Origin of the sequence: Paenibacillus sp. 32O-W, from assembly GCF_007679495.1 — a bacterium.
In the GTDB taxonomy this organism is placed as follows: Bacteria; Bacillota; Bacilli; order Paenibacillales; family NBRC-103111; genus Paenibacillus_L; species Paenibacillus_L residui.
Genome location: NZ_VEGP01000015.1, coordinates 1 through 24430, shown reverse-complemented (window position 1 = coordinate 24430; position 24430 = coordinate 1). Strand labels below are relative to the sequence as shown.

Annotated in this window: 20 protein-coding genes; 12 read left to right on the top strand and 8 right to left on the bottom strand. The window is 49.6% G+C overall.

Translation table 11 applies throughout. The features are described from left to right. Nucleotides 1–189 precede the first annotated feature (189 nt). Complete coding sequence (locus FS806_RS08315) at nt 190–2352, top strand: HelD family protein (protein ID WP_144934398.1); 2163 nt, start codon at nt 190–192, stop codon at nt 2350–2352. A gap of 101 nt (nt 2353–2453) precedes the next feature. On the opposite strand, the gene FS806_RS25700 is transcribed toward FS806_RS08315, so the two are convergent. From FS806_RS25700 to FS806_RS08300, 4 genes are all read right to left on the bottom strand, one after another. Further along, nucleotides 2454–2627: a hypothetical protein gene (locus FS806_RS25700; RefSeq protein WP_186328269.1), complete on the bottom strand. Its 174-nt coding sequence runs from the start codon at nt 2625–2627 to the stop codon at nt 2454–2456. A gap of 195 nt (nt 2628–2822) precedes the next feature. Beyond that, entirely contained in the window at nt 2823–4472 is a 1650-nt protein-coding gene (locus FS806_RS08310) for an extracellular solute-binding protein (protein ID WP_144934396.1), read from the bottom strand. Nucleotides 4473–4565: 93 nt separating this feature from the next. Continuing rightward, the gene (locus FS806_RS08305; RefSeq protein WP_144934394.1) at nt 4566–5450 is read right to left on the bottom strand and encodes a carbohydrate ABC transporter permease; all 885 of its coding nucleotides are present in this window, start codon (nt 5448–5450) and stop codon (nt 4566–4568) included. Nucleotides 5451–5466: 16 nt separating this feature from the next. Further along, entirely contained in the window at nt 5467–6372 is a 906-nt protein-coding gene (locus FS806_RS08300) for an ABC transporter permease (RefSeq protein ID WP_225312522.1), read from the bottom strand. Between the two features lie 1038 nt (nt 6373–7410). On the opposite strand from FS806_RS08300, the gene FS806_RS08295 reads away from it, so the two are divergent. The 3 genes from FS806_RS08295 (at nt 7411) to FS806_RS08285 (ending at nt 11202) form a co-directional block, all read left to right on the top strand. Then, entirely contained in the window at nt 7411–8910 is a 1500-nt protein-coding gene (locus tag FS806_RS08295) for a sodium:solute symporter family protein (protein ID WP_144934390.1), read from the top strand. 106 nt (nt 8911–9016) lie between these two features. Further along, complete coding sequence (locus FS806_RS08290; protein WP_144934388.1) at nt 9017–10126, top strand: ROK family transcriptional regulator; 1110 nt, start codon at nt 9017–9019, stop codon at nt 10124–10126. A 407-nt stretch (nt 10127–10533) separates the two neighbouring features. Beyond that, the gene (locus tag FS806_RS08285) at nt 10534–11202 is read left to right on the top strand and encodes a DUF559 domain-containing protein (RefSeq protein ID WP_144934386.1); all 669 of its coding nucleotides are present in this window, start codon (nt 10534–10536) and stop codon (nt 11200–11202) included. Nucleotides 11203–11567: 365 nt separating this feature from the next. Here the strand turns inward: FS806_RS08285 and FS806_RS08280 are convergent, their stop codons facing one another. The 4 genes from FS806_RS08280 to FS806_RS08265 form a co-directional block, all read right to left on the bottom strand. Further along, complete coding sequence (locus FS806_RS08280) at nt 11568–12920, bottom strand: sodium-dependent transporter (protein WP_144934384.1); 1353 nt, start codon at nt 12918–12920, stop codon at nt 11568–11570. 570 nt (nt 12921–13490) lie between these two features. After that, nucleotides 13491–14480: a Gfo/Idh/MocA family protein gene (locus tag FS806_RS08275; protein ID WP_144934383.1), complete on the bottom strand. Its 990-nt coding sequence runs from the start codon at nt 14478–14480 to the stop codon at nt 13491–13493. Then, a complete protein-coding gene (locus tag FS806_RS08270; protein ID WP_144934381.1) occupies nt 14477–15490 on the bottom strand; it encodes a Gfo/Idh/MocA family protein in 1014 nt (337 codons plus the stop codon). The genes FS806_RS08275 and FS806_RS08270 overlap by 4 nt, the downstream gene beginning before the upstream one ends. Before the next feature lie 245 nt (nt 15491–15735). Next, entirely contained in the window at nt 15736–16584 is an 849-nt protein-coding gene (locus FS806_RS08265; RefSeq protein ID WP_144934379.1) for a helix-turn-helix transcriptional regulator, read from the bottom strand. 115 nt (nt 16585–16699) lie between these two features. Between FS806_RS08265 and FS806_RS08260 the strand changes: the two genes are divergently transcribed. The 8 genes from FS806_RS08260 (at nt 16700) to FS806_RS08235 (ending at nt 24306) form a co-directional block, all read left to right on the top strand. Beyond that, nucleotides 16700–17704, top strand: coding sequence for a Gfo/Idh/MocA family protein (locus FS806_RS08260; RefSeq protein ID WP_144934377.1), 1005 nt, complete (start codon nt 16700–16702; stop codon nt 17702–17704). A 13-nt stretch (nt 17705–17717) separates the two neighbouring features. Continuing rightward, nucleotides 17718–18650 carry an aldo/keto reductase gene (locus FS806_RS08255; protein ID WP_144934375.1) on the top strand — a complete coding sequence of 311 codons (933 nt, stop codon included), beginning with the start codon at nt 17718–17720 and terminating at the stop codon, nt 18648–18650. A 176-nt stretch (nt 18651–18826) separates the two neighbouring features. Beyond that, nucleotides 18827–19654, top strand: a complete 828-nt coding sequence (locus FS806_RS08250; RefSeq protein ID WP_144934373.1) for an MBL fold metallo-hydrolase — start codon at nt 18827–18829, stop codon at nt 19652–19654. A gap of 71 nt (nt 19655–19725) precedes the next feature. After that, nucleotides 19726–20172, top strand: coding sequence for a WGxxGxxG family protein (locus FS806_RS26635; RefSeq protein ID WP_225312514.1), 447 nt, complete (start codon nt 19726–19728; stop codon nt 20170–20172). A gap of 94 nt (nt 20173–20266) precedes the next feature. Next, on the top strand, nt 20267–20434 hold the full coding sequence (locus FS806_RS25690; protein WP_186328268.1) for a hypothetical protein: 168 nt from the start codon (nt 20267–20269) through the stop codon (nt 20432–20434). A 183-nt stretch (nt 20435–20617) separates the two neighbouring features. Then, entirely contained in the window at nt 20618–22291 is a 1674-nt protein-coding gene (locus FS806_RS08245) for a type 2 periplasmic-binding domain-containing protein (protein ID WP_144934371.1), read from the top strand. 133 nt (nt 22292–22424) lie between these two features. Next, nucleotides 22425–23375, top strand: a complete 951-nt coding sequence (locus FS806_RS08240) for an ABC transporter permease (protein ID WP_144934369.1) — start codon at nt 22425–22427, stop codon at nt 23373–23375. Between the two features lie 40 nt (nt 23376–23415). Then, nucleotides 23416–24306 carry a carbohydrate ABC transporter permease gene (locus tag FS806_RS08235; RefSeq protein ID WP_144934367.1) on the top strand — a complete coding sequence of 297 codons (891 nt, stop codon included), beginning with the start codon at nt 23416–23418 and terminating at the stop codon, nt 24304–24306. Nucleotides 24307–24430: the final 124 nt, after the last annotated feature.

The following is a 24430-nucleotide window of genomic DNA, read 5'->3' as shown; positions in this document are numbered from 1 at the left end:
TCCAGTGCGCTTTTTCTTAGTTTAAATAGCATCTTGAAAAACACAACAATTTATGATATAGTTAACACTTTCTCTAAAAATACCCACAAAATAAAACGATGGCGAAGCGCGGTGAACTTGAAATTGCCTGATTAGGCGCAACCCGCCTGAAGCGTCAGGTCGCCGGTTTCCCGTATGGAGGTAACTGATTTGGATTCTACCCGTCAAAGTGCCTATCAAGAGGAACGTCATCATCTGGAGCGGACTCTGTCCGTTCTCGAGTCCCGGCTCCAAGAGCTGGAAGCGATTGCAAGGTATTACGGAACAGACTTCACGGAGCAGGCGCTCGAATCTGCCCGGGAGAAGGCCCGGCAGAAGCTGGCTAAGGCTCTGGTGGAGCCGTACTTCGGCCGTCTCGATTTCCAGGAGGAAGGCAGCGAACAGAAGCAGCCGCTCTATATCGGCAAATCCGGAACAGAGGATGAAGATTCCGATAATCCGCTAGTGGTTGACTGGAGGGCGCCGATTGCGAGCCTGTTCTATTCCTATACCGGCGGAGACGGCCCTGCAACCTATGTTTCGCCCGACGGCCCGATATCCGGAACCGTCCATCTTAAACGCAATCTGGTGGTCCGAAACCGGGAACTGTCGAGAGTGGTGGACACTTACGTCCGGGGCAGCGCCAACCTGGGAGTAACGGATGAATTTCTCCTTTACCGGTTAGGAGAGAACAAGGATCATCGACTTAGAGACATTGTTTCCACGATTCAATCCGAGCAGGATCAAATTATCCGCGCACCCAAAAATACGGCGCTGGTCATTCAGGGAGTGGCAGGAAGCGGTAAAACGACCGTCGCCCTGCACCGTCTAGCCTATTTATTATATCAATACCGGGAGAATATCCGTGCCGAACGCATGATCATCTTCGCCCCTAACCGGATGTTCCTGGATTACATCTCGGGTGTGCTCCCCGAATTGGGTGTAGGGGACATTCAACAAACTACGTTCACGGATTGGGCGCTCGAACTGCTTGATAACGAAGTGACTCCAGCCGACCCCTCCCCCCATCTCGCTTATTGGTTCAGGCCCGGTCCCGATCGTCCATCAATCCATGAACAGATCCCCGGACTATATAAAGGCTCCACAGCCTTCAAGGATCTGATCGACAGTGCTCTCCAATACTACGATGAGAATGGTGTCCCCTCGCAGGACTATGAGCCTCTCCCCGGAAGCTTGCTGCCGGCCGCAACTATCCGCCATTGGTATTACGTGGATAACCGGCATGAGCCTCTGGCCAGGAAGAGGGAACGCACCTTAGCCCGGATCAAAAGATGGCAGGAGATGGAGCTCGATAATATATGGGAGGCCCATCTGAAGAAAGAGTACAAGAAGAAGGCCAATGCCAAGTGGAGAGCCTTCGCCAAGGGCTGGCACGAGATGACTCCTCTCACTTTCTACTCCCAGCTCTTTGACCCGGCCAAGCGGCTGATTGATTTTCCCCCTTCTTTATTAGCCCGGATTCCCCGCCCCGTGGCGGAGCTTACGGCCAAAATATTGAAGAAGAAACAAGCGATGTGGGAAGACTTGGCACCCCTTGTTTATATACGCCATCGTTTATACGGTATAAGCGGACTCCGATTTGACCATGTAGTCATTGATGAAGCCCAGGATTTCTCCCCATTCCAGATCGTCCTGCTGAAGCTTCATACCCCCGGGGATTCCTTCACTATTCTCGGCGATTTGGCGCAGGGCATTCATTCCTACCAGGGAATAGAGCAATGGGAAGCCTTCATCGAGCTGTTTCCGGAAGATCAATCCGCTTTCTACCGGTTAAGCAGAAGCTACCGATCTACAATGGAAATCATCCGGTTCGCCAACGCCGTCCTCTCGGAATATTTCGAGAGTTTCCGTCCGGCGGTCCCTGTATTCCGCAGCGGGGAGAAAGTTAAGCTGGTCCGGCTCTCTGAAGGGCAAACCGTCGATTGGGTCAAGAAAATGACGATTCAACTTCGGAAAGGCTCCTCCGAAACAGCGGCCGTCATTACCCGAACCGGCGAACGATCCGCAGAAATTCATGCGGCGCTGGAGGCTGCAGGGATCTCAGCCACTCTTATCCAAGCGGATAAGACGGAATACGCCGGGGGGCTATCGGTTCTGCCGGTGTATTTGGCCAAGGGACTGGAATTCGATGCGGTGCTTCTGCTCGATGTCGATTCCTTCCATTATGACGGCGGCATCCAGGATGCCAAGCTGCTGTATGTAGGAGCAACAAGAGCGCTCCATGAGCTGTGGGTGCTGTACGAAGGGGAACCCTCTCCGCTCTTGCAGTGGGAAGTCGGGGATTTTGCCGAATATGTGGACGGGGATATTTGATCGTTTTGGGGAAATGTCCCGCAAAGTGAACGTATGTATTCTTTTACGCATCCTATCAGGGGAGAGCCCCCCTGACTTAACCTCGAAAGAGGGGCAATACGTTACTTCGCGAGGGGGCCCGGAGCAACGGCTTCCGACTCGGCGGTTGTCTCCTGCAGGAGAGAATCCTCGGAAGACGCCCCTCCGTTAGCCACAGTCACAATGACATAGCTGAGAATAACGATGAACGACAGAAACCCTAATAGGGAAGGTCCTTCCGTATTATAATCGTCCATTAGTTTCCCTCCTAACGGTCATACTTCCATATTTTCCATTAGGATGGTTAATAATGGGCTTTTCTATTCTTAAATATCGGCAGAAATAGCGACGCAAGGATAAACGGCTAACGCCGTCCTTTGGACAGGCGCGTTTTCCGATGAAATATTAAGTGCCCGGGACAGAGATCCCGGGCCTTACATCTATGCAGCCGATTAGCTTGATTTATATCTTTCGTATGCCGTCGAATAAATTTCCAAATACTCGGCTAACCCCATCTTTTTAAGCGTATCCACGTAGGTATCCCATTCCGAGAACGGGACTGCCCCGGTAATAAATTTCGCTCTCATCTCTTCCATATAAGCATTGATATCCGGGTGCAGAGACTGATATCTTTCGGACTCCTCCTCCGTAAAGGTAAATACCGGCCACACCTCTTTGGTCAAATACGGCTCCAGCTTGTCGGTTGCTTCTATAGAAGCAGGCAAGGATTCTGCCCCTTTGAAATATTTCTGCCGGACAATTCCCGGATAGCTGCCGCCCGGCCATGTCACATATTTAACCAGCGCCTGTTCCAAGGTGAGTCCTTGCGGATTGTTCTTAATTTCATCCGTATATTCAATTTGTCCATCCGCTGTTTCTATATAGCTCTTATCCTTGAAGCCCATGAAGAACATCTTGTTGCCTTCCTCGCTATAGAAATAGTCCATCCAGCGGACAGTGGCTTCCGGATATTTATTCTTGTCGGTAATGACGAACGCTCCAGCCCCGGTAAGTGAAGAACGGCTGGGCACAAGGCGATCTCCGAACGGCCCTTGCAGTGCCGGCAAGCCAACGAAGCTCTTCTGATTCATCAGAGTCTCCGGGCTTGTCGTAAGTACGACCCCGTAAGTATTTTCCGCACCTTTGGCAAAGAATTCATTAGCCTTCAGTGTAAAGATCTCCGGCTCCAACAAGCCTTCCGTATATAACATATTTAAAAATTGCAGCAAATCCTTGTACCGTTCGTCAGCCGGAACATAGCGAAGCTTGTCCGTCTCCGGGTCCATATCGATATTGCTATTGGCTACCCCGCGGTTCATCAAGCCCCAATACCCGCTAAGCTTGAGGATCACATCCGAGATACTGTAAGAACCGAACGGAATTTCATCCGGCTTCCCGTTCCCGTTCAGATCCGTCTTCTTAATGGCTACAAGAAACTCATAAAATTCATCCACCGTTTCCGGCTCCTTGATGCCCAGGGCATCCAGCCATTCTTTGTTATACCAAAGCTTCGCTCCGATCAGAACGGAAGTAAAATCCGGGTCGTAAATCGTCGGCATTCCGTATATATTTCCGTCGGGCAAGGTCATCCCCTTGCGCAGATCGGGATTTTCATCCATTAATTTCTTGAGGTTGGGGGCATACTTGTCAATCAGATCATTCAATGGGATAAATATCCCCTGAGAGCCGTACTTGGCCAGGTCCTGAGTAGTAATCCGGGCGGTATGGAAGGCATCCGGGTAATCTCCGCCGGCCAGAACCAAATTGCGTCGTTCCGTCAAGTTATCGAAGGGGACCAGTTGAAAATCCACATTAATATTTGTCATCTTCGCATATTCCTGCCAAAGCATCGTCTCATTCCAGTTATTGGCGGTTGTCGCCGACTTTCCAGTGAAGAAGGCCAGGTTTATCGGTTCTTTCATTATCGGAAACCCGGTCGCATTGAAGTTGCTTTCCTCCTTGGGCGTCCCTCCGTCACCTCCGCCTCCCTCTGTACCGCTCCCGCTCCCGCTGCCGTTACCGCCGCCTCCGCCGCATGCTGCCAATAAAGATACGGACATAGTTGCTGTCAGCATAACAGCTCCCCACTTCTTAACTTTCATTTCTAGACCTCCCTGAGATAGAGTTTAAAAATGTATTTTTATGAAGCGGAATGCCGCCTGCATCTGAAGACGGCTGTCCGCAGTTCATACGGGCTAACCTTTCAATGCGCCGATCATAACCCCTTTGACGAAATACTTCTGCAAGAAGGGATACAGCGCGAGAACCGGCAAGTTGGCGACAACGACGACCGCATATTTGATCGCCTCAACCTCCATGACCTTCTTGGCAAGCGAATCGTCGGCCATATCGATCATATCCTGCATCTGTCCTTGAATAAGAATTTCCCTCAGGACCAATTGAAGGGGATACTTGGCACGGTCCGTTAAATAAATCAACGCATTAAAGAAAGCATTCCAGTGGCCAACCGCATAGAAGAGAATCATCACCGCTATAATAGGCATGGATAACGGCAGCACCACTCTGAATAAGATCTGAAAGTTATTGCAGCCGTCAATCGAAGCGGCCTCCTGGATTTCGTACGGAATGCTGCTCTGGAAGAAGGTTCTCATAATGACGATGTTCCAGACGGATACCGCATTCGGAATAACCAGCGCCCAGAAGGTATTAAGCATTCCGAGATTTTTAACCAACAGATAAACCGGAATCAAACCTCCGCTGAAGAACATCGTAAACACTATGAATGCCGTAATCACGTTGCGCCCCTTAAAGTCTCGGCGTGACAGCGGATAAGCCGCGCACGTTGTCATGACCAGATTGATTGCCGTTCCCAGCAAGGTATAGAAAATTGTGTTGCGGTATCCCGTAATGATGTCGTTATTCTCGAAAATTCTTTGATAGCCAACGAAGGTTATATCTTTGGGCAGCAGCCAAAGCTCCCCTTTAACCACTGCATTCGGGCTGCTTATCGATGCGCTGAGAACAAAGACGAGCGGATACAGCACAACGATAGTAAGCACGATCAGCAGCAGCGTATTGACGAAATCGAATACTTTGTCTCCCCGGGAATGATCTACCATATATTCCGCCCTCCTGTCACCATAGGCTGGTTTCGTTAAGCTTTCTCGCCGTAAAATTGACCAGCACCAGCAAAATAAAGTTAATCACAGCGTTGAACAAGCCGACCGCAGCCGAGAAGCTGTACTGCGCCCCCAGAATCCCGCTACGATATACATAAGTCGCTATAACATCCGAGGCTTCCATATTTAGCGAGTTTTGCATCAGGAACACTTTCTCAAAGCCGACTCCCATGATCGATCCCACATTCAGGATCAGCAGAATGACAATGGTCGGCAGAATCCCCGGCAGATTCACATGCCAGATTCGCTGCAGACGGGTCGCTCCGTCCACCTTGGCGGCTTCATGCAGTTGCGGATCTATCCCGGCCAGGGCAGCCAAATAAATAATGGAGCTCCAGCCCATTTGCTGCCAGACACCTGACAACACATAAATCGTCTTGAACCACTTCGGCTCGGACATGAAAGCAATCGGCTCTCCGCCGAAGAAGACGATAATTTGATTAACCAAACCGCTCTGCGGCGACAGGAACATAAGGAGCATTCCGACCAGCACGACGGTGGATAGAAAGTGAGGAGCGTACGTCACCGTCTGTACGAATTTACGGAAATACTTCATGCGCACTTCATTAATCATCAAGGCCAGAATAATCGGAGCGGGAAAACCTACGACCAGCTGATACAAGCTGATGCCGAGAGTATTCTTGATCAGTCTCCAAAAATAATAGCTGTCGAAAAACCTTTCAAAATGTCTGAATCCGACCCATGGACTTCCCCATATTCCTTTCGTGGCTATAAAGTTTTTGAAGGCAATCTGAACCCCGTACATTGGGAAATACTCAAAAATGATGTAATAAAGGATAACCGGAGAAATAATGACGTAGAGCTCCCAATTTTTACGAAACGGCTTTAAAAAGCGGGACAATTTAGAAGGCCGGGTTGCCGGCGCTGAATTAGGAACGGTTGGATTTGGCAACGATTCATTCACCTCTTTTTTTGTAACGGAAATGTTATCATTGGTTTCTCCTAAGAAGACAAGCTCTTTCTCTATGACGGAGAAATATAATAGCGCTTTCATTCTTTGCTTGCATCAAATTGCAATATGCGCCGGCTTTACTCAATCATTTTGATAACATAATTATGATAGCGCTTTCCATAAAGTGACTTCCCTTAATGCATTTTTCACCCCCTCGAATATCCGGAGCTTCATTGTTAGATAAATTCGTTCTTTAACATCCTATTTTTGATTCCGCTGTACAATACTTTCCTGTTAAGGCTAATCCTTTACTTGATGTGGTCGTGTTACTAAAGGAGCAGAATAACGCGAAGAGGAAGTGACAATATTTCCAATTAAGTGAATTTTTTTGTAATAAAATTATCTCATTACAGGTGGGCTGTCAAGGAAAATACCTCCCGGTTTTCGTTAAGTTAATGTAAAGCCTGGATGAAGCCTCGCGGGACCGGCAGTCGTTGTCCCTCATAAAGTGCAACAAAAAAAGACAATAAGAAAACAGTACCAAGCGAACAAAATACAGTCCCTAATTGTTCGTATTCAGCACCGGGTTTTCTCATCGTCTCTACCCGTCATACCTATTCCCAAACTTAAGATATTCAATTTTTCATACCCGGCTTGTTTCTACAATAGCTCGAGCAAAAATGTAACAAACAGTTACAATTTACGTAGAAAGCGTTTTCTTAATCTAATAAATATTATCGTTTGTATTGATCAATATTGCAATAGATATCAGAAAATTTACTTTATTTTTAATATTATTTTTTTTCAATAAATATATTGTTTACAATTAAACACATTGACTAGCGGTCAATTTCTCCAGATTTTTTTGCCAAAAAACCCAAACAAATTCATATAATAAATTCATGAACAAATTATTGCTATTCTTTAATTAGTCATGTATTATGACTAATATAACATGTAAACGCATACACCAAGGAGGAATGACATTTGAGTGGATTAGATTGGGGCGTTATCGGTTTATATTTCTTATTGATGGTCTTCATTGGTTTTTCTGCTTTCAAGAAAGTGCAAGGATCTAAAGATTTCTTCGTTGCCGGAGGAAAGCTGCCTTGGTGGTTATCCGGAATTTCTCATCACGTTTCCGGTTATAGCGGAGCGGTGTTTGTAGCTTACGCCGGCCTTGCATATACCCATGGATTCAGCTTATATGTATGGTGGGCTATTCCGATTGCTATTTCAGTCATTGCAGGCGCTTATATTATGGCTCCCCGCTGGGCCAAATTAAGAACGAAGCTGGATATTGAATCCCCCACCGAATATTTGGCCATGCGATTCAATATTCCGACTCAGCAGCTAATTGCCTGGAGCGGAGTTTTGCTGAAGCTGTTTGATGTCGGTGCCAAATGGGCGGCTATCGGTATCCTGCTCAACGGCTTTACAGGCATCCCGATTATTTACGGAATTTTAATCTCGGGGATTGTCTCGCTCATTTATATTACCGTGGGCGGATTATGGGCGGACATCTGGACGGACTTTGCCCAATTTGTCGTACAAATTATCGCGGGAATTGTCATGTTCGTTGTCGTGGTGCAAACTCTCGGCGGCATAAGCTCCATTACCGGTATGTGGGATCAGCTCCCTCCGGCCAACAGCCAGCCGTTTAACGAGCCTTATTCTCTCGGCTATGTCATTGTATACGTTTTCGTTGTCTTCTTAAGCTACAACGGCGGTACTTGGAACCTTGCAGCGCGGTATATCTCTTCTCCTTCAGGCAAAGAAGCGAAGCGTGCCGGTTTGCTCTCGGGTATTCTTTATCTTATTTGGCCGCTTATTTTGTTCTTCCCGATGTGGGCAGCGCCAATTATTCTGCCGGGTCTCAGCCAACCGGATCAGTCCTATTCCCTGCTGACTCAAGAGCTTCTGCCGGTTGGACTTATCGGACTTGTACTCGCTTCCTTGTTTGCGGCAACCATGTCCATGACCTCCTCTGATGCCAATACCATCTCGGCGGTCATCACGCGGGATATTCTGCCGGTCATGAACAAAAAGTTCAGAGGCATCGATCAGAAGCTTTCGTTGAAAATTGCGCGGATTACTACGTTTACCTTTACATTTATTACACTCGTGATCGCTATTTATTCCGACGTGTTCGGCGGCGTACTCGGCCTGCTGATCACTTGGTTCGCCGCTCTGGTAGGCCCGGTTTCCATTCCAATGCTGCTCGGACTGCTGCCGGCCTTCAAACACAGCGATTCCAAAGCCGCAATAGCTTCCATTCTTGGCGGGTTCATTATGTTCGCCTTTACCAAGGTGGTTGTCGAATGGCCACTATATATTGAAATCGGGGCACCTGTCTTCACTGCCGGTATTATCTTCATCTGGATGGGGCTTATTAACCGGGGCAAACCGGTACGGCCGGAAATTGAAGACCTGCTGCAATCCATCAGCAAAAGTGATGAAGATTTGGCCAAAGACATGGCAAAGTAGCTATATAAATGCGGCACACCCCTGAACTGCGAATGGAATTAGCCAAATATAGCTCTTTCCTGATATCCTCATGCTAAGAGGATAGATAGAGAAAAGAGGGATCATTATGGCAATCAAAGGGCCTGGCTTGTTAAGAGAGCAAAATCAGAAGAAGCTTATCCATTTACTCAGGAAACATAAGCAAACCTCCAGAAAAGATCTGGCCAAGCTAATGGGGGTCAGTAAAAATACAATCTCCTTAATCGTCGATCAATTTATCCATGAAGGCGTGATTAAAGAAGTTGGGATCAAGGACAGCCGTAGAGTGGGCCGTCCCAAAATATTGATCGAGCTTAATGCCGATGCCTTCAAATCGCTCGGTGTTACTCTATCCAACGAATCCGTTGATTACGTTGTAACGGATTATTGCCTCAATATCATCGATAAAGGCTCCGATAAAGTGGACAGCCGGCAGGTAGGCGAAGTAGTTGCCTGCCTGACCCGGCTCATTCAAAGGACCAAGCAAGCACATGACGGATTGATTGGCGTGGGTATAGGCATCCCCGGAATCGTAAATACGGATGAGGGCATTGTGTATGTTTCCACGAAGCTGGAATGGAAGGATGTCCCCCTCCATTCCTTGCTCACCCAATCCGCCGCGCTTCCCGAGCATATTTCCCTAACTATCCAAAACAGCGTGAAAATGACGGCCTTATGCGCTTCGTTAACGGAAGAGCTTCACCATAACCCCAGCTTCTTTTATATTCGCATTGGTGAAGGGATCGCCGGGGCCTTCTTTCAACACGGACAAATTTGGGACGGGGTCAGCTGGACTTCGGGGGAGATCGGCCATCTTCCTGTGGAGCCAGCGGGACCGCAGTGCAGCTGCGGCCAAACCGGCTGTCTGGAGCAGATGATCAGCATCCGCTCCTACGCCCAATGGATGTCCGAGCACGAGCAGGCTCCCGCCCAGGAGCAAATGGATGATCTGCTGAAGCAATACGGTAAATATTTGGGCGTGGCATTAATCAGTGTAATCAACATTATGAATCCTGGCCTCATAGTCATTGACAGCCCGTATAATTCGAACGCTTATTTCAAACAGGCCTCGCTGAATTATCTTGCGGCCAACGCTCTGGAGATTCCTCTGAGCAAAACTAAAATCGAGTTCAACGAACAGCCGTACATGCAATCACTAGGCGCGGCCGTCGCGGTTATTCATAATTATGAGCATTGAAGTCGCCTGGCCGTTAGGCAGGAAGCTGCGCACCGGATTATCTGGAAGAAGAGCGAAAATGCCTTTGATGATCAAGCGCTCTGTAGAATGAATTAGCAGCGATGACATGGGCTCTGACAACCTGCTATGCAGCGCCTTAAAGCGCCCCGGAAAAAGCGTAGGTTGGTAAATTTAATACCAAAACATTCACCTTTAAGTGAAGAGGTTAATTCATTCATGTGGTGTTGCTGTCAAGGGCATGTGCGATTAACTACGTCCCTTGGCCGAATTAACACCTAACTCTGAGCTGGTTAATTGATCTATTTTCCATTATAATAATTTTTAAGTGACGAAGAACGTCCCGATCCATTCCTATATGAATGGAACCGGGACGTTCTTTATTTTATCAGGGAGGTGCTATAGCCCGGATGAATTTCGAAGAGGCCCATACTGAGTTTATCCAGTATCATTTGCAAAGAAGAGCGGGAGAACGAAGAGATCGTCTCGCTCGGGGACACCGGGAAGCCGAGAAATTATTCTGCCGCAACATATGGTGGCCGCTGCATGAGAACTTCAATGATCTGCACCCGGAATTCGAAGTGCTGGATTGGCGGGGATTATCCTATTTCTGCGACTTTGCCTGGCTTTCGCGGCATGTGAAGCTGATTATAGAAATCAAAGGCTTCGGCCCCCATGTACGTGATATGGATAGGCGAAAATATTGCAACGAGTTGAACCGGGAAACTTTTTTATCGGCTCTAGGGTTTCAGGTGATTTCCTTCGCTTACGACGACGTCGCTAACCGACCTGAGTTGTGCATTACTTTGCTGCGCATGGTTCTTAGCCGCTACCACCCCGATTCTTCTTCTGTCAGCGTGGATAGTGTGGCGGAACGAGAAATCGTCCGTCTTGCCTTTATGCTTGCTCGTGCTCTGCGTCCCATCGATGTGAAAACTCATTTAAACATCAACCAACGCACTGCAGTGCGCATGCTCAAATCACTCTGCGATAAAGGTTGGTTTATGCCAATAACTGGTTCGACAGGCAAACATGTTGTGCGTTATGAACTTAGACGAGGCATCCTTCAGCATTGGTAGAAAACCTGCAATTTTACATCTTTTGAATGAGTTGTGGCTTGGTTGGAAAAAATTGCTGCAAAAATACATGCTTTTGAGCTTCAAATTGAAGCAATGCCTCTCATTCACTGAAATTCGTGTATTTTTGCAGGCTTTTCCCTTACAATAGGCGATTTCCGTGAAAAAAGATGCACTTTTGCTTCTTTTGGGGGCCGGCAGCCGGCATGAGGGTTGACCTATCACCATGCGAGGACCGCAATGGCGCCCCCCTCGCGGCTTGCGAAGAAAAAAGCCGGCCTCTTGAGCTGCGACAGCACAGGCACGGACGCAGTCATCGCGTACTTGAAAGAAAGCCGTCCGGTGGGCCGGACGGCTCTTTTCGCTTATTAAAACTGAAGGATGCCTGACGTATGCAGGAATACGAGAAAAACAAGAACAGGCGCTACATAACGCAGCATGAACAACCATACCCGGAACCAGCCTGCTCTCAAGCCAGAAGCCTCGGCCGCTCCTTTCCAATAGTAGCCTGCAAATATCGTAATGGCGAGACCGCCAATGGGCAGCATGATATTGGAAGTGACAAAATCGACCCAATCAAAAAAGGATTTGCCCCCAAATGTGAGAGCGGACACAGCGCCTAACGATAAGACAGATGGAATCCCCAGGACAAAAAGGATCGCTATAATGATGCAAACGGCCTTGGTCCTTCCCCAGTGAAACCGCTCCATCGCATAGGAAACCGGAACTTCAAGCAGGGATACGGCCGAAGTCAGTGCCGCAAAGGCGAGCAGCACAAAGAACAAACCGCCAAACAGCGTGCCAAGCGGCATAGCCGAGAAGGCAGCCGGCAATGCAATGAAGACAAGGGAAGGGCCCTGGTCAGGAGCAATGCCGAAGGAGAACGTCGTCGGGAATATGATTAACCCGGCAATGAAGGCATAGATAAGATCGCCCGCTCCGATAGCCAGCGATGCTGTTCCGAGCGATTGCTCCTTGCGCACATAGGAGCCGTACGTCAGAAGGATTCCCATTCCGAGCGATAGCGAGAAGAAGGCATGTCCAAGCGCTACCAAAGCGGCTTCCGCCGTCAACTGCGAGAAGTCCGGCTTCAGAAAGAATGAAACTCCCTCTTCCGCCCCCGGCAAGGTGATAGCCCTTACCATCAAAATCAGGAGAAGAATCACCAGACTAGGAATGATGAGCTTGTTAAACTTCTCAATCCCCTTGGCAATCCCGAGAATCACGATTCCTCCCGTAATAAGCAAGGCAACCAATTGCCACACGACCGGCCAATAGCCGGAAATAAACCCGGAGAATTGGCTGCTAAAATCCTCGCCGCTAAACAGCTTGCCGCTAAAGGCAGAAACCGCATAATGCAGAGTCCAGCCTGCGACGATAATATAGAAGGACAAAATTAAGAAAGGGGCAATAACCTGCAGCAGGCCGACGCTTGTCCAGCCCCGTCTCCCTCCTGCTCTAACGAAGGACGTCGCCGCACTTCCCCTTCCGCTTCTTCCTAATGCCAGCTCAGCCAGCAGGACAGGCAAACCGATAATAATCAAACATACAATAAACAACAAGAAAAAAGCGGCTCCACCATGTTCCCCAGTAATATAAGGGAATTTCCACATGTTCCCTAACCCGACAGAACTCCCTATAGCCGTTAGAATAAATCCGGCGGACGAAAAGCGCTCCTGCTTTCGACTAAGCTCCAAGTTGCTGAATTTTTGATCGTTCATTGACTCGACTCCAATTTTTGCGTTTGAATGCATTATACAATATTAGCTCAGTATTTCGTATATGTACTTTTATCCTATAAGTTATATGTATAGAAAGGCTTAATTTTTTTAATGCATAATAGTTCAACTTTCGCAAGGTAAATTCGGCTTATTAGGCTGATGTGATCGGCAAAACATTAGCTCGGGCATAGATATTGCATATATAGAAAACATCGCTTCGGTTGCTGAAAAAAGGACAACGCAATAGCGTATTGGCTAAAAAACGATCGCTTAAAGCAGTAACGGTTGCTGCAGACGCTATTCCTCAAAAAATGCATACTCTGAAAATCTAACGGTTGTCATCGCCGCTAATAGGCGCCTTTTTCATCTCAAATCCATGGAAAACAGCAAAATAACATCACCCGCAACCGTTAGATTTTGAAAGTGGCTAAAATCAGCTACTTAACGGCCGTGGCAACCGTTAGACCATGTAGTGGAAAAAACTCCTATCGGATTATTCATGGATGAGCGACTATTCTAATGTGGTAAAAAAACAAGGTGCGCTTATTCAGCACACCCCGCTTGTTCCATTTAACCGAGTTTTACCGGCTGGCCCTTCTTGATCGACTCATAGGCGGCAAGCGCCACTTCGGTCGATCTTAATCCGTCCTCCCCGGTAATCGGCACTTCGCGATTATCACGAATAGCATCCAGGAAGCCGCGCACGAGGCCTTCATCCATTCCGTCGGCCCAACTGCTCCATTGAGCCTTCATCTTCTCATCATTATACACTTCGTTCTTCTGTGCGAAGGAATCTACGGAGATGACCCCGCGGGTTCCGATAATCTCCATCGTGACGTCTCCCCAGGTCGGGAATGACTTCGGTCTGGACCAGCTTGTATCGAGCACGGCCACGACTCCATTCTCGTACTTGACATGAACGAGTCCGGCATCATCCACTGCAATATCATGGAATAAGGTTCCCGCTTCTGCGTAAACTTCCTTCACCCTGCTGCCCAAGAACCAATTCATTAAGTCCATGACATGGACGGTATGATCTAGAACCGCTCCGCCGCCGGACAAGGACGGCTCAATGAACCAGCCGCCCGGCATGGTTCCGCGGTTAGTGCCTTTGATCGCGAGAATTTCGCCGATTTCTCCACGTTCAATCGCTGCCTTCGCTTCGGTTACTGCAGTAATATACCGACATGGAAACGCAGTCATCAACTGCACTCCGTTGTCCTTGCAGACGCGGATCATCTCCTCCATCTCTTCAACCGAGACTCCCAGAGGCTTCTCACATAGAACATGCTTGCCCGCATTGGCCGAATCGATCGTCAACTTCGCATGGTGCACGTTCTCCGAACAAATCACCACCGCATCGATATCCGTCTCCAGAAGCTGACGATAGTCTTCATAATAAGGGATCGAATGCTTCTCCGTTAATTCCTGAACACGGCTTTTCACTTCATCGGCAATTCCGGCAACTTCCACATTGGGGATGTTCATCAGCGCCCGGAAATAACTGAAGGCATGGCCGTGGGCAAAGCTGATCATTCCGACTTTAAGCGCTGCTGTCATACGTTCTCCCTCCCGGCTTCACTTTGAAACTGGCGCATATCAATGACCGCTCCCGTACGAATAGATTCGAGCGCGGCGAGAGAAACCTCCACCGCCCGGTATCCGTCCTCCGCTGTAACAAGCGGCTCGGCTCCTGTCCGAATGCACTCCAGAAAATGTTCCAACTCATAATAATACGGATCGCGCAGCGTAGGACTGGCAGTGCGGGAAACCGTCTTGCCTCCGTCTTCGCTGTCTGCTGTTTTATGAATGCGTACTGAATGGGTCTGCTCACTGTTAAAGCGGACCACCCCTTTATTGCCGGCCACTTCCACTGCCGTAGTGAATGGCCCCGGATAACCCCAGAACGCTTCCAAATTGGCCATAGCCCCATTATCAAATCTTAAAGTAACTAAAGAATAGTCCATATTTTCCGTGCTGCGCTCCATGGCATAAACGCTCTTGATCTCTCCGGCAATTCCACGGACAAAATCGATATCGTGGATCATCAGATCCATAATGACTCCGCCGCTCTTGCTCTTGTCGTTATACCAGGCTTTGGTTTGTCCAGGACGGCCGCCGATTCTCTTCGTATGTACAACTCCAACATTTCCTACGGCACCATTCATGACTTGGCGGGTAATATCCTTATAGCTCGGGAAGAACCGGACGACATGGGCGATGAATAAACGGACGCCGTTGGTCTTACAGACTTCTATCATTTCGCGGGCTTCGGACAAAGTTGGAGCCATTGGCTTTTCACAAATAACGTGCACGCCGCGCTCCGCCGCCTTGATCACATACTCCTTGTGCAAATGGGTGGGCAGGCAAATGCTGACCGCCTCCGGCTTGGCCTTCTCGATCATGTCTTCAAAGGAAAAGTAAGGCTGCGTCTCATATTGCTCTGCCGTCGCCCTGGCTGCTTCTTCAACGAAGTCGCATACTCCGACCAATTCTGCGCCGGGCAATTCGCGATAGGCGTTCGCATGAGTTTTCCCCATAATTCCGCAGCCGATGACTGCTACCTTCATATCGAAAACTCCTCCTACGTCTTAATTAAGATTGTTTAAAAAAGAAACTGTCGGGTACGAACCCGCCCACTCGAATGCGGAAGGATCAGCCCCCATGGACATTGTACAACTTATTGAGGACAAAAAATACAAAAAAAAGAAAAAATAATTTTTTGTTGAAGAAATAATCGGAGCTTTAATCCTCAAACCCTCAGTCCGGCCATCCGGGCGGCTGTCGGGAACAAACTCACCTTCGCAGCATCACTTTATATCCGCCTGCCGTACAATTCACGGAACTCGGTCGGGGTCATCCCTTCGTGCTCAAGAAAGCGCTTGTTGAAATAGCTTGCATTCGGATAACCGCACTCTTCGGCAATCCGTTTAACCGGCCAGTCCGGCCGCTCGAGAAGCTGCTCCTTGCCGGCTTGGATTCTGCACAAGGTGATGAAGGCCAGCGGTGTCATTCGGGTGGCCCGCCGGAACAATTTGCAGAAATAGAAGGTACTCACTCCGGCTTGCTCCGCCCAATAGTCGAGGTTAAACGGCTCGCAAGCTTGCTCCTGCATAAGCGGCAGCAGCTCGTCAATCCGTTCCGTTGAAGGGGCCGATCCTTTAGCCGGCATGAAGGGAACCGCCTGCGACATAAATTCGACCAGCAAAGCATACATAAGTGTCGTCAGCTTCGCATCGTGAAGCAATACATGCCGCTCCGCTTCCTCCATCAGCCGCTGATGGGCCTCTTCCAGCGGTTCCAGTTGCCTGATCGACCAGAGTGTGGAGCGTTGAATCCCCATTCCGATCAGAAATTCATTCAGCTTCTTCCCGTAAAAATGGACCCAGCGGATACTCCAGGGCTCTTCTTCGGAGGAATAGTAACGCTGCCGCTCATAAGGGTAATACAGGAATGCATCCCCTCTCCCAAGAGTATGGATAGCGCCATCGAGTTCGACATATCCTTTGCCCTCCAATACAAAATGAATACTGTAATCGTTCCATGCCCCTTTGCTGCGGTCAACTATGTGCTCGGGCTCGTCCCAATACCAGCCTACCGAAACCGGAAGACAGAGCAGGCGGTGCTCCGGTATGGTGGGCAGATGCCTCTGCCGCATCACCATGGCCATCCCCTCCCCTCGAGGACAAAATCGTGTTATTGACATCAATATTTTATTATATTCATTTTAAAATTGCTGGTTTATAATAACAATAAATTTTTAACAAGGAGCTGAAGACATGAGCAGAAAGCTTCGCTGGGGCGTAATGGGATGCGCCAATATTGCCATAGGGTCCGTGATACCCGGGATTCAACAGTCTTCCCGGGGAGAAGTAATCGCCATTGCGAGCCGGGACGAATCCAAGGCGCGGGAAACCGCCGGAAAGCTCGGAATTGCCAGATCATACGGAAGCTACGAGGCGCTTCTGGAGGACGAATCGGTCGATGCCGTATACATCCCCCTCCCTAATCACCTGCATAAGGAGTGGACCATCCGCGCCGCAGAAGCAGGCAAGCATGTACTGTGTGAGAAGCCCTTCTCCATCGATGCCGGAGAAGCGGAGGAAATGACCGCAGCCTGTTCCCGGGCGGGCGTTCACTTGGCCGAGGCATTCATGTACCGTCATCATCCCCGGTATAACAAAATCCAAGAGATCATTGCCTCCGGAGAGCTTGGGGACCTGCGTGGAATCCATGGAACTTTCACCTTCAACAGCTCGGCGAATACCGGCAATTTCCGTTTTAATCAAGCAATGGGAGGCGGCGCTTTATATGATATCGGGGTATATCCGATCAGTGCGGCTCGTTTGGTTACCGGTTCGGAGCCGGAAGCGGCCATTGTTCATGCCTTCTTCTCCGAGCACCATGACGGCGTCGATATGATGGCTTCCGGGCTGCTGGAGTTCCCGGGCGGGATCGCTCTGACCTTCGATTGCGGAATGTGGGCCGCCTCCCGTAACACACTCGAGATCTTGGGCACGGATGGCCGGATTGAAGTACCGTCTGCCTATGTGTGCGATCCGAACAGCCCTAGCGTCTTCTACGTCACCGTACGCGGACAGAGACGGGAAGTCGAATTTCCGCCGATGAACCATTATTCCCTTCAGGCGGATGATTTTGCCGCTGTAGTATTGGACGAAGCCGCGCCGGCCTTCGGACAGCAGGATTCCGTTCGGAATATGCGTGTGCTGGATGCGTGCCTGGAATCGGCCCGGACACGTTCGAGAGTCGTTATTCCACATTAGGAGGTTAGAGGCGATGAATTTTATCTCCATTAATGGTTTAGAGACGAAAGTATCGCAGCTCATTATGGGCTCGGACTATTTCATGCCGGAAAAGATCGATCTAGTGAGCGAAATCCTAGAGGCCTATATCCGTATCGGCGGGAATACTATCGATACCGCCCACATCTATTGCGGGGGCAAAAGCGAAGTCGCTATCGGCCTGTGGTTGAAGCAAAGAGGCAAACGTGAGGATATCGTGATACTGACCAAGGGGGCGCATCACGATGCTGCGGGGCCGCGAGTTCATGCGGAAGCCATTCGCCAAGACTTGCTGGAAAGCCTCGAAAGACTGCAAACGGATTATGTAGACCTCTATGCCCTGCATCGTGATGATCCGAACGTTCCCGTCGGCCCGATTATGGAAGCGCTCAACAGCCACATCGAGGCCGGACGAATCCGGGCCATCGGCGCCTCCAACTGGACGCACCAGCGGATTCAGGAGGCCAACGATTATGCTGCCCGGCACGGACTGACGGGCTTCTCCTTCAGCAGCCCCAATCTGAGCTTGGCCAAGGCCAAGGAGCCTTATTGGGAAGGCTGCGTGTCCGCAGACGCGGATACGTGCGCCTGGCATACGGCCAGCGGGCTTCCGCTGCTGTCATGGTCGTCGCAGGCCCGCGGCTTCTTCACGGGAAGATACCGCCCCGATGACCTGAGCGATCCGGACACGGTCCGCGTGTTCTACAGCGAGGCCAATTGGGAGCGCCTGCGCCGGGCGGAAGAGCTGGCCGCCAAGCGGGGAGTCACGGCGATTCAGATCGCTCTCGCTTACGTTCTGAATCAGCCCTTCCCGACCGCCGCCCTGATCGGGCCCCGGAATCAGGCCGAGATGGAGTCCTGCGCGGAAGCGACCCAAATCCGGCTGACACCGGAGGAAATTCGTTGGCTGGAAGACGTGGAAGCCTGATTTTTTTGTATCACTTGTATCACCCTCTATACTTCAAATCAAGCGGAGAACCTGATATAGGTTCTCCGTTTTTTGTATTCAGCAATCCTTTCAATCCTTTCCTGCAATCACGTATCTTACGGCGAAATTTTGGGCAAACCAACGAGGAAATCCTTTTTGGAAGGGAGAGTTCAATCTTGTTAAGAAACGAATCGGATCGCACGGTCGAAGCCACGGACAATGGACAGATTTCCGATATTCACCAGATCACCACACTAATCGTTAACCTCTATATGATCGGAAAACCGAAGGAATCCGGTGCGGCAGACTGGGTGCTGGTCGATACAGGCATCGGCCGCTTTGCGAACAAAATTATCGGTGCTGCCGAAGAACGATTCGGAGTAGGCAGCAAGCCGAAGGCGATCATTCTCACCCACGGACACTTCGACCATGTAGGCACCGTTATCGAGCTGGCCGATCATTGGGAAGTTCCCGTCTTTGCGCATTCGCTCGAGCTTCCTTACCTTACGGGGCGCAAGGATTACCCCCCTGCCGATCCTACCGTCGGAGGTGGGCTGATGGCCGGAATTTCTCCCCTCTATCCCAATGAAGGGATAGACTTGGGCGGCCGGATCGAGCCCCTGCCATCGGACGGCAGCGTTCCTTCCCTGCCGGAGTGGCGATGGATTCACACGCCAGGGCATACCCCCGGACACGTTTCCCTGTTCAGGGAGAAGGACCGGACGGTCATCGCGGGTGACGCTTTTATTACGGTCAAGCAGGAATCCGCTCTGTCCGTCATGACTCAGACCAGGGAAATCCATGGTCCGCCCGCCTATTTCACAACCGATTGGCAGCAAGCCCGAGAATCGGTTCGGAAGCTCGCTGCATTAAATCCGGCCACTGCCTATACAGGTCACGGTCAACCGATGTTCGGCCGGGATCTCGCCGGGCAGCTAGAGACTCTGGCCCGGGATTTCGACCGCTTGGCCATTCCGGACCAAGGCCGCTACGTTCACCAATAATCTGGCAGGTTTTGATGCTCATAATCCGGGAAACATCATATCACACTAACGGGGAGTGAGGAGGTGAGATAATGAAGAAGATCAGCTTGACCCTTATGTCTTTAGCTCTGTCCTTCATGTTTGCTTTGACGGCTAGCGCCGAGTCTTCTCCTGCTCCTACGACAACCAATCACACTTACGGAGTATCGGAGCCGACGGATAAAACGACCGTACCGACTCCCCCGGCAGGCTCACCTGATCCAAATACGACTGTAGATGGAGTTAGAGGTACCGGTCTAGACGGGACGCCCCGCGGCACAACCACTATGGATGGGACTAGAGGTACCGGCACAGACGGAACGACTCGCGGCACGGGCGTGACCTATAGACCTTACGGAACAAGAGCCCAGACCTACACTACCCGAGAAACGGGGAACTACGGAAACTGGAGCTGGTTAGGTTTGTTGGGTCTGGTGGGCTTGGCCGGCTTGACGGGCCGTAACCGCGAACGGAACGGAGACCGGGATCCCCAACGTTAATCTTCGGCATGAACCAAACTTCAAGATGGCTTGAATATCCAGGCGGATTTTCAGGCCGTTTTTTTCATCGGATGATAAGGAGATGCAGACGAGCATGAATGGATATGAGCCGCTGGATGCCCGCATTGAATACACGGTGTGGTACGATAACGGGCAGGATGACCAAGGTGTGGCTGAGTTCAACAATCGTGAGGAAGTGGATCAATTTAGCGCCCATAACCGGGTCATTCGCACGGAATTATTTATAGGAAACAAAGAATAGCAATTCGGATAGCCGTTCCGGTTCACGAAACAACCCGCTTTAATAGCGGGTTGTCGTCATCAATAGTAATTAGATTACCATCGAAAGTTAAAAAAATACTATAGGATTACAACGTCTCCTTCGTTTACAATCTTATTTGTAATCGTTTTCAATGAGTTGATCATAACGAAGGGGATGAAAGGATTGAAGAATGTTAAATTCCGTACCACATTCATGCTGTTATGTTCGCTAGTCTTAATCTTATTCCTTGCCGCCTGTAATTCGGATAAGGGAGCTAACGAGCCGACACCGACGCCGGACGCCACCAACAACAACAAGGATGGGGATCAAGGGCAAGGGCAGTCCAACTCTAACGATAAGAAGCTCACGCTGAAATGGTTCGTAAACGGCTCCAACAATTCAAGCTTGCCCCCTAAAGACAAAGATTTCGTAAGAAAGACCATTGAAGAAAAATTCAATGTCGACCTGCAAATCGAACATATGCAAGTCGGCGCGGATTTCATCACCAAGCTGAATCTGATGATGGCCGGTCGGGATGTTCCAGATATGTTCATGTCCGACGGCGCCACTTCCAACACCTATATTAAAGACGGATTAACCCTGGATATGACCGGACTCGTTACCCCGGAAAAAATGCCAAACTACTTTAAATACTGGGTTAAAGAGGATGAGCTAGAGCGTTACAAAGTACAGAATAAATTTATGCGCGCCCCGGTCCCGTTCGCCAAACAGCAATACGTTTCCTACTACGTTCGACAGGACTGGATCGACAACCTGAAGGCCAAGGGGGTCGATGTCGATATCCCGACAAATTATGAAGAAATGATCGAGGTCATGAAGGCGTTTACCTTTAATGATCCCGACAATAACGGCAAAGATGATACCAAAGGGTTTACGACCGTCGGCAACGGAACCCTCCCTTACGTCTACTGGCCGGAATATTTGAAAAACGGCCTCTATGGACTCGGATTGGTTAATGATCAATTGGTGGACGGTTATTCCGATCTGAAAGTCCAACAAGTGCTAGACGATATCCGCAAGGTCATTGACATGAAAGTTGTAGATGAAGATTGGTTTTTACAAAAAACAGGGGAAGACATCAATAAGGCCGCGCAAGGTAAAGCGGGTATTTTCTGGAGCGGGTCCCGGTTTGCCGCTTTAGACAACGATCCGAACAGCGTTCAGTTCAAAACAAAAGAGATTCTGAAATCCGCCGGGAAAGCCGAAGAAGCGGAAAAGGTCGACTGGCAGCCCTTCCACCCCTTTGCAGACACCGGTGTAGCGACAGAAGCCTTGCCCGGCAACCCCTTTATGTTCGGCAAAGACACCCCGCTGGAGAACGTAGAAAGAACTCTGCAAATTCTGGACTGGATGGCCAGCGAGGAAGGGTTCCTGTTGGTCCGCTACGGGCAAGAGGGCGTCCACTACAAGAGAGACGGCAATACCATTACGCTGGATGCGGATGCCTACAAACGGGATGTCGTCGACCAGGGAGATTTCCTGAACATATACCAGTTCTTCGCTACGGCGGATGAGCCTCAGGTATTCGGGCTCGAGGTGGTCCGTCCCACGGAGACGGATCGCGACCGCGCCATCCTGGAGAAATTGAGAACTTATAAATACCTTCCTTCTATCGGAACGAACGTAGCTCCGCCGGAAGGGTATAATCTGGCAGATTTCCGCAATCAGTTATATTCGGTTCTGAGCAAGATCTTGTTCGAAGAACAGGATGCCTCCAACTGGCCGACATACCGCGAGGAGCTGATGGATAAATACGGCGGGCGGGCCGTCTTCGAAGCCTATGCGGAACAGATGTCCAAGGCTCATGGGCGTACAATTACTTTCAGAGACAAATAAATAAGTCGTTGTCGTATGGCGCTTGATGGTATGAATTGGCGGATATCGCGGGGAAAGCTTTCTTTCTCTGCGGTATCCGATTTTTCAACAGACCAGCCAAGCTATTAATTTCTCGACAAAGGAGTCTGTGCAGATGAAACCAGAAATCGCTATGCCGCTAAAATCGAAAAAATCGAAGCCTAAAATCCAGTGGAAATCGATTTATCGGGCCCGTTGGTTTTACCTGATGATGCTGCCCGGTTTGGCTTACTATCTTATCTTCTCCTATTTGCCGATGGGCGGACTGATCATTGCCTTCAAGGATTACAACCTGCTCAAAGGAATTTGGGGCAGCGAATGGGTGGGGCTGGATAACTTCCGGAGAATTTTTGCCTCCCCTGATTTTTTCATCATTTTCCGCAATACGGTTCTTATAAGCTTTTATCGCATTATTTTCGGGATGTTCCCCGATGTTCTGCTGGCTTTGATCCTCAATGAAATCCGGGTAGCCTGGTTCAAGCGGATCGTACAGACCATTACTTACGGTCCCCACTTTCTCTCCTGGGTCATTGTATTCGGACTTGTATTCGCCTTCCTTGCTCCCGGCTCCGGGCTGTATACCCAATTTCATCAGAACATGGGGTGGGGAGAGGTCAATCTGATGACCGACAAAAACTTCTTCCGGCCACTGCTAATTATTACGGACTTATGGAAAAGCACCGGCTTCGGCGCCATCATCTACCTGGCTGCCTTAAGCTCCATTAACAGCGAGCTGTATGAGGCCGCAGTCGTTGACGGCGCCAGCCGCTGGCGGCAGATCTGGCACATTACGCTGCCGGGGATCCGGGATGTCTTCCTGCTGCTGCTTATCTTGCGTATCGGGCATATTTTGGATGCCGGATTCGAGCAGGTGTTTATTTTCCTGAATGCCCGTGTTTATGAAGTCGGCGACATCATCGATACCTGGGTTTACCGGCAAGGTCTAGAGAAGCTGGAATTCAGCATTTCGTCCGCTACAGGCTTCTTTAAATCCATAGTCGGCTTTATTCTCGTCCTGGGAGCCAATAACCTATCCAAGAGAATGGGCGGCTCCGGAATTTGGTAAAAGTTGAACTTTAACTAGCATCAGGTTAGGAGGCATAGTTATGTCATTAGTACTGCATAAAACGAAAACAGATCGTGTCGTTGACGCCATTCTGTATATTATTCTCGGCTTGTTCGCCCTCGCCTGCTTGTTTCCAATCTATTATGTATTCATAATGTCCATTACGCCATTCTCGGAGGTGTTGAGCCGGGGCGGCTTCGTCATCATACCGAATTCCGTTACCTTCGATGCCTACAAGGAGATTTTCTCCAGCCAGCGCATTCCGCAGGCATTGAAGATTACCGTATTCGTTACCGTGGTAGGAACCGCCTTGAACCTTGCCACGACCATTCTGCTAGCCTACCCGCTATCCAAGAAATTCGTTCCGGGACGCAATTTCTTCCTGCTGGCCATCGTGTTTACGATGCTTTTTAACGGCGGACTGATCCCTACCTATCTCGTCGTCCGTGGAGTCGGATTGACCAATACGATCTGGGCGTTGATTATCCCGGGACTGGTCTCCGCTTTTAATATGCTGATTGTCAAGACTTACTTCCAGAACCTCCCCGACGAAATAGAAGATGCGGCGAAGGTGGACGGCTGCGGCGACTTTCAGACCATGTTTCGCATCGTGCTGCCCCTCTCCATGCCGATCATTGCAACGATAGGACTCTTCTATGCTGTCGGACATTGGAATGATTTTTTTAAGGCCATTCTATATATAAGCGATAAATCCCTCTATCCTATCCAGCTTGTTCTGCGCAATATGATCCAGAATCCGAACGTCAGCCAGGAGCTGCAATTGATGAACAGCCAGCTTATGCAGCAGCTTCCTCCGGAAACGATCAAGATGGCCACGGTCGTCGTAGCGATTCTGCCGATCCTTGCGGTTTATCCGTTTTTGCAAAAGTATTTTGTCAGAGGAATGCTGATCGGTGCGGTTAAAGGGTGATATTAAAGGGTTTCCCGGCCTTCTGATCGAATGAATAGATATCAACTTAAATTTCGAAAGTACCGTTCATTGAAAACATAAAAAAGTGCCCAAATCTTTGGTAGAATGGTGTTTGTCGAGAACA

Excerpts from the sequence above, each read along its gene's own strand:
- FS806_RS08280 (WP_144934384.1), bottom strand. The coding sequence starts at position 12,920 with ATGAACGATCAAAAATTCAGCAACTTGGAGCTTAGTCGAAAGCAGGAG.
- FS806_RS08260 (WP_144934377.1), top strand. The coding sequence starts at position 16,700 with ATGAGCAGAAAGCTTCGCTGGGGCGTAATGGGATGCGCCAATATTGCC.
- FS806_RS08265 (WP_144934379.1), bottom strand. The coding sequence starts at position 16,584 with ATGGTGATGCGGCAGAGGCATCTGCCCACCATACCGGAGCACCGCCTG.
- FS806_RS25690 (WP_186328268.1), top strand. The coding sequence starts at position 20,267 with ATGAATGGATATGAGCCGCTGGATGCCCGCATTGAATACACGGTGTGG.
- FS806_RS08255 (WP_144934375.1), top strand. The coding sequence starts at position 17,718 with ATGAATTTTATCTCCATTAATGGTTTAGAGACGAAAGTATCGCAGCTC.
- FS806_RS08310 (WP_144934396.1), bottom strand. The coding sequence starts at position 4,472 with ATGAAAGTTAAGAAGTGGGGAGCTGTTATGCTGACAGCAACTATGTCC.
- FS806_RS08285 (WP_144934386.1), top strand. The coding sequence starts at position 10,534 with ATGAATTTCGAAGAGGCCCATACTGAGTTTATCCAGTATCATTTGCAA.
- FS806_RS08270 (WP_144934381.1), bottom strand. The coding sequence starts at position 15,490 with ATGAAGGTAGCAGTCATCGGCTGCGGAATTATGGGGAAAACTCATGCG.
- FS806_RS08305 (WP_144934394.1), bottom strand. The coding sequence starts at position 5,450 with ATGGTAGATCATTCCCGGGGAGACAAAGTATTCGATTTCGTCAATACG.
- FS806_RS25700 (WP_186328269.1), bottom strand. The coding sequence starts at position 2,627 with ATGGACGATTATAATACGGAAGGACCTTCCCTATTAGGGTTTCTGTCG.
- FS806_RS26635 (WP_225312514.1), top strand. The coding sequence starts at position 19,726 with ATGAAGAAGATCAGCTTGACCCTTATGTCTTTAGCTCTGTCCTTCATG.
- FS806_RS08275 (WP_144934383.1), bottom strand. The coding sequence starts at position 14,480 with ATGACAGCAGCGCTTAAAGTCGGAATGATCAGCTTTGCCCACGGCCAT.
- FS806_RS08235 (WP_144934367.1), top strand. The coding sequence starts at position 23,416 with ATGTCATTAGTACTGCATAAAACGAAAACAGATCGTGTCGTTGACGCC.
- FS806_RS08290 (WP_144934388.1), top strand. The coding sequence starts at position 9,017 with ATGGCAATCAAAGGGCCTGGCTTGTTAAGAGAGCAAAATCAGAAGAAG.
- FS806_RS08240 (WP_144934369.1), top strand. The coding sequence starts at position 22,425 with ATGAAACCAGAAATCGCTATGCCGCTAAAATCGAAAAAATCGAAGCCT.